The following is a 4427-nucleotide window of genomic DNA, read 5'->3' as shown; positions in this document are numbered from 1 at the left end:
TGGGCCGAAAGGCTGTTGAGGGCGTTGGGAGGTGGAGATACGCTTTGTATTGGCCCTCACCCCCGGCCCCTCATTGGGAGAGGGGGGCGATGCTTCCTGTCTCTCAGCGCCTGACTTGGTTTGGTTTGTTGCTGTTGTTTTAATGATTTAAGTCTATGTCGATCGCTCGTCATCATGCGGAATGGTTGTCTCTGGTGGAGGCGTCGGGGCCGTTTTTGAGTTTGCCGGTTTTGGAGCAGGTGTTTCCCCAGGGCTTGGAGGCGCATGAACCGGAGCATCGGAGGCGGTTGGTGCAGGCTTATGAAGAGTGGCAGGATAATCAGCAGGGATTAAAGCCGGAACGGGAGATTCATCGGGCGTGGGTGGCGTTTGTGCTGACGGAGACGTTGGAGTTTCCGGAGGCGGTGCTGAAGTCGGGGCAGGAGATTCCGAATGGGTTGACGGTAAGGTTTGAGGTGCATCAGGAGACGGTGCGGCCAGATTGGGTGGTGATGGATCCGATTGCGCCCGATGCAGGGAAGGGGGCAACGTCTAGGCCGCGATTGCTGGTGCAGTATTTCCCGCCGGAGCAGAATTTAGACAAGAGTGTGAAGGGGTCGCGGTGGGCGGCGAGTCCGGCGACGCGGATGATGGAGTTGCTGCACGCCTGTGATGTGCGCTTGGGGCTGATTACCAATGGCGAGCATTGGATGTTGGTGAATGCACCGAAAGGGGAGACGACGGGCTATATCTCTTGGTATGCGAATTTGTGGCAGGAGGAGGCGATCGCCCTTCGTTCGTTTCGGTCGTTGCTGTGGGCGGAGCGGTTCTTTAATGTGCCAGAGGAAGAAACCCTAGAGGCGATGTTGGCGCAGAGTGTGAATAGCCAGCAGGAGGTGACGGATCAGCTTGGGTTTCAGGTACGAAAGGCGGTGGAGGTGCTGGTGCAGTCCATTGACCGCATTGATCTAGACCGAAATCGGGAGCTATTGGTGGGGGTGTCGGAGACGCGGCTCTATGAGGCGGCGTTGACGGTGATGATGCGGCTGGTGTTTTTGCTATTTGCGGAGGAGAACAAGCTAATTCCACCCCATGAGACGGAGTTTTATGAGGCGCATTATGCGGTTTCGACGCTGCGGGAGCAGTTGCGGGAGTTGGCGGATCAGCAGGGTGAGGAGATTTTAGAGCGAAAGCAGGATGCTTGGTGTCGTTTGTTGGCGACGTTTCGGGCGGTGTATGGCGGGGTGTATCACGATGCGCTGATGATTCCCGCCTATGGGGGGAGTTTGTTTGATCCGGATCGGTTTCCGTTTTTGGAGGGGCGTAAGGTGGGGTCATCCTGGGAACAGGAGGCGGCGGTGCCGATGGCGATTAATAACCGGACGGTGTTGCATTTGCTGGAGGCGTTGCAGGTGTTGCAGATGCGGGTGAGCGGCGGGGTGGAGTCGCGGAAGCTGTCGTTTCGGGCGTTGGATATTGAGCAGATTGGCCATGTATATGAGGGTTTGTTGGATCATACGGCGGTGCGGTCTGAGGATCCAATTTTGGGGTTGGCGGGGACGAAGAATCAGGAGCCGGAGGTTTCGTTGGTGGAGCTGGAGCGGCTACGGGGGCAGGGTGAGGAGGCGTTGCTGAAGTTTTTGAGGCAGGAGACGGGGCGGGGGGTGTCGCCGTTGAAAAAGGCGTTAGCGTTGGAGGCTGATGCTGGGGATGCGCCCCCCCGGCCCCCCAATTCTGGGGGTAGACCCAGAGGGGGGCTGGAGGCGCGAGAGGCGCAGCGGTTGTTGATTGCTTGTGGCAATGATGAGGAGTTATATGAGCGGGTGTTGCCGTGGGCGCGGCTGCTTCGGGAGGATACGTTTGGGTATCCGGTGGTGATTCCGGCGGGGAGTGTGTATGTGACCGAGGGGTCGGATCGGCGGCAGACGGGGACGCATTATACGCCTCGGAGTCTGACAGAGGAGATTGTGAAGTATACGCTGGAGCCTTTGGTATATGAGGGAGTGGCTGAGGGGGAGCCGGAAGAGAAATGGCGCTTGAGGTCGGCGGCGGAAATCCTGAAGCTGAAGGTTTGCGATATGGCAATGGGGAGTGGGGCGTTTTTGGTGCAAACCTGTCGCTACTTGGCAGAACGCCTAGTGGAAGCCTGGGAACTCAACATTCAAAACTCAAAACTCAAAACTTCCGGCTCAAAAGTCATTCAAATTTCTCCCGATGGATCGCTCTCAGTTGGGGCGGTGTCGGAGTTGATTTTGCCGAGCGATGAGGATGAGCGGCTGGCGGTGGCGCGGCGGATTGTGGCGGACCGGTGTTTGTATGGGGTGGATAAGAATCCGTTGGCGGTGGAGATGGCGAAGCTGTCGCTGTGGTTGATTACGCTGCAAAAGAATAAGCCGTTTACGTTTTTGGATCATGCGTTGCGCTGTGGGGATTCGCTGATTGGGGTGAGTTTGGAGCAGTTGCGCTATTGGAATATGGATACGACGGTGAAGCAGGAGGAGCTGTTTGCGGATCAGGTGCGGCGGGATATTGGCAAGGTGATTGATCTGCGGCGGCAGATTGCGGCGTTGGGGGATCAGTCGGTGCAGGCGCAGAAGCAGAAGGGGTATTTGTTGGCTCAGGCGAATGCACGGGCGAATAATTTGCGGGATGGGTGTGATCTGCTGCTGTCGGCTTATTTTAATACGCTCAAGAAGAGCCGGCAGGAGGATGCGCGGAAGATTTTGCTGCGGGCTTATCGGGACAATATAGATGTGCCGGAGGAGTTGGCGGCGTTATTGGGCAATGAAAATGTGATGCCGTTTCATTGGGAGTTGGAGTTTCCGGAGGTGTTTGTGGATGGGGAACGGCAGGGGTTTGATGCGATCGTGGGGAATCCGCCGTTTCAGGGAGGGAAGAAGATTAGTACCTTTCTTGGCTTAACTTATCGTCATTTTATAGGTGAGCATATTGCAAATAGTGTTAAAGGGAGTGCTGATCTTTGTGGATTCTTTCTTTTAAGAGCTGGAATGTTAATTGATAGCCAAGGAACTCTTGGTTTGATAGCGACAAATACTATCTCACAAGGAGATACTCGTGAAGTTAGTCTAGAGCAGTTGCTAAGTCGAGGTTTTTCTATCCCACGTGCGGTGCCTAGCAGGCCTTGGCCAGGAGCCGCATCACTAGAAGTGGCTCAAGTATGGCTACATAAAGGAGAATGGAATCAGAAATACATACTTGAGAATCAGATCGTAGAAGGCATTACAGCTTTTCTAACTGTTCCAGGAAAAATTGTAGGGAGTCCATATCGATTAGCCGCCAATCAAAACAAATCTTTTCAGGGAACTGTGGTACTGGGAACGGGTTTCATTTTAGAATCTGACGAAGCAGCATCAATTATCACAAAAAATCCAGAAAATGCTAAAGTCATTTTTCCTTATCTGAATGGCCAAGATCTAAACTCTCGTCCTGATCAATCTCCAAGTCGTCAGATTATAAATTTCTTTAATTGGCCACTTGATGCTGAGAATGACGATCCTGAGAATCCGAAAGGGCCTCCGTATGCATCAGACTTTCCTGACTGTTTGGCCATCCTCACTGAAAGAGTTAAACCTCAACGGGATGAAGTTGTCGCTAGAGGCAAACAAATTCATGAATATGATTATTGGAAATTTTGGGATAAGAGACCTGAGCTTTATGGGGCGATCGCGGATTGCGATCGGGTTTTAGCCATCCCTCTTGTCTCGAAATACTGCATTTGTGCTTGGGAGCCCAGTAATTTTGTCTATTCTCATGCACTGGGCATCATATCCTCTGCAAAGACTTCAATGTTTACGCTTATTCAGAGTAATATCCACGAATATTGGTCTAGAGCACAAGGATCAACACTAGAAACCCGAATGCGATACACTCCATCAGATTGCTTTGAAACCTTCCCCTTCCCCAAAAGCCTCACCACCCTCGGATCCATTGGCGAAACCTACTACACCCACCGCCAATCCATCATGCGCGATCGAGAAGAGGGCTTAACCAAAACCTACAACCGCTTCCACGACCCCGACGAGCAAGACGAAGCCATTCAAACCCTCCGCGATCTACATATTCAAATGGATCAAGCCGTGGCATCGGCCTATGGCTGGGACGATCTGAATTTAGACCACAGCTTCCACGACACCAAACAGGGGCTGCGGTTTACCATCAGCGAAGCGGCGCGGCGGGAAGTCCTCGATCGGCTGTTGGAGCTAAATCATCAGCGCTATGCCGAGGAGGTGGCGCTGGGATTGCATGAGAAGAAAAAGAAAAAAGGGACGAAAGGGCGATCGAAGGGGACGAGTAAAAAGAAAAGCGATCGGGCTAAAGGAGGGCAGTTAGGGTTGTTTTAGAGGGGGAGCCCTCAACCCCTACCCGCTTCTCCCAGGTTTGGGCGAAGGGGAACCGGCCAACGTTGTGCATCCTACCGCCTCCCCTCT

The 4427-nt window shown here is 53.4% G+C and carries 1 protein-coding gene; it reads left to right on the top strand.

Translation table 11 applies throughout. The features are described 5' to 3' along the window. The first annotated feature begins 155 nt into the window (after positions 1-155). Positions 156-4340: an Eco57I restriction-modification methylase domain-containing protein gene (locus tag QQ91_RS13225; RefSeq protein WP_166275331.1), complete on the top strand. Its 4185-nt coding sequence runs from the start codon at positions 156-158 to the stop codon at positions 4338-4340. Positions 4341-4427 lie beyond the last annotated feature (87 nt).

Origin of the sequence: Lyngbya confervoides BDU141951, assembly GCF_000817775.3 — a bacterium.
GTDB lineage: Bacteria > Cyanobacteriota > Cyanobacteriia > Thermosynechococcales > Thermosynechococcaceae > Lyngbya > Lyngbya confervoides.
The sequence above is the reverse complement of the archived record's forward strand: the minus strand, read 5'-3'. Positions and strand labels throughout refer to the sequence as shown.